The following is a 1,306-nucleotide window of genomic DNA, read 5'->3' on the forward strand; positions in this document are numbered from 1 at the left end:
TGTCGACCTCAACAGGGAAACTTATCCGGTAAGTGGCTCACTTATGCGTTCTACTCGGAACCAAGACAATGGGCTAATCGATCAATCTGTCCAAGCTGACTTTAGCGTCCAAAAGATTGTTTTCCTAGGGGCTGAATCAACAGGTAAATCAAAGCTATCTCGGCTTCTCTCTGAACAATTTAATGAGCCGCTGGTTGAAGAATACGGCAGAGATTTATGGGAAGAAAAAAATGGCGACCTTACGCCAGAAGATCTGATAGATATTTGCATTACACAGACTCATAAAGAGGATCTCGCTCAGAGACAGGCGAGACGGTATATCTTTTGTGATACTTCTCCTGTTACAACGCTTTGCTATTCACATGCACTTTTTAAGCAGCGCTGTAATATAATAAGCGCTTTCGCTGAACGCCCATACCATCATGTATTTTTATGTGAGCCAGACTTTCCATTGGTCCAAGACGGCACCAGAAAAGATGAAGACTTCAGGTTCTGGCAGCACAGCTGGTATTTAGAAGAGCTAACGAAGTGCAACGTTGCATTTGAAATCTTAGGCGGTTCGTTGGAATCTAGAATGAACCGCGTCATCGAACTCCTGCCGGAGTAGCAGCATGGGCCTATTGTTTGTTGGTTATCTGGAAGCAGTTGTGCAGAAATATCGATTCGCATTTTGGAGTTAAACTCAAGAAATCGTTTGCCTTTAATTTTGAATAAAATGGAGAAGATTGAAGAAGTAAGCAATTTGTACGAGCGTTATATGCAGGAAGAAAATGAGATGCTAAAGGAATTGTTGCGCAAACAGCTATTATCAATGACTGAAACTGCATGCGAATATTCAGGAATGGTCGATGAAATCTTATCGAGAAAGGGAATTGCAAACGTTTAACTAAAAAACGAAGACAAAGCTAAATATTAGCTATTTATATATAAAACAATTGGATATGTGATTTTTCGGCTGAAAGTCCGCCAACTTTTGTCTTCGTTTTATTCAGCATGTCTTCGTTTTAATTCACTCGGTACAAGCTAAACACTCTCACCCGCAGCAACACCAGAAGCCCAGGCCCACTGAAAATTAAATCCGCCTAGCCAGCCAGTGACATCAAGCACTTCACCGATAAAATATAAGCCTGGCTGGGTTTTACACTCCATTGTTTTGGAAGCAATAACATCGGTGTCGACACCGCCCAAGGTGACTTCAGCGGTCCGGTAGCCTTCTGTTCCGGCGGGTTTTAGTGTCCAGTTGTTTAGGTGAGTGGCAATCGATCTAATGGTGCTGTCGGTAAATTCGCCCATCGGTTTTTCTGCT

At 42.6% G+C, this 1,306-nt stretch carries 3 protein-coding genes; 2 read left to right on the forward strand and 1 reads right to left on the reverse strand.

Translation table 11 applies throughout. From position 1 onward, the window contains the following. Positions 1-607, forward strand: a 607-nt coding sequence (locus tag A3757_RS20410; protein ID WP_231878335.1) for an AAA family ATPase, incomplete at its 5' end; no start/stop codon positions are given. 87 nt (positions 608-694) lie between these two features. After that, positions 695-886, forward strand: coding sequence for a hypothetical protein (locus A3757_RS25870; RefSeq protein WP_156495174.1), 192 nt, complete (start codon positions 695-697; stop codon positions 884-886). A 137-nt stretch (positions 887-1,023) separates the two neighbouring features. Here the strand turns inward: A3757_RS25870 and A3757_RS20415 are convergent. Then, positions 1,024-1,306: NAD(P)/FAD-dependent oxidoreductase (locus tag A3757_RS20415; RefSeq protein WP_197470167.1), on the reverse strand; the 283-nt coding region annotated here is incomplete at its 5' end.

Source organism: Oleiphilus sp. HI0117 (genome assembly GCF_001635235.1).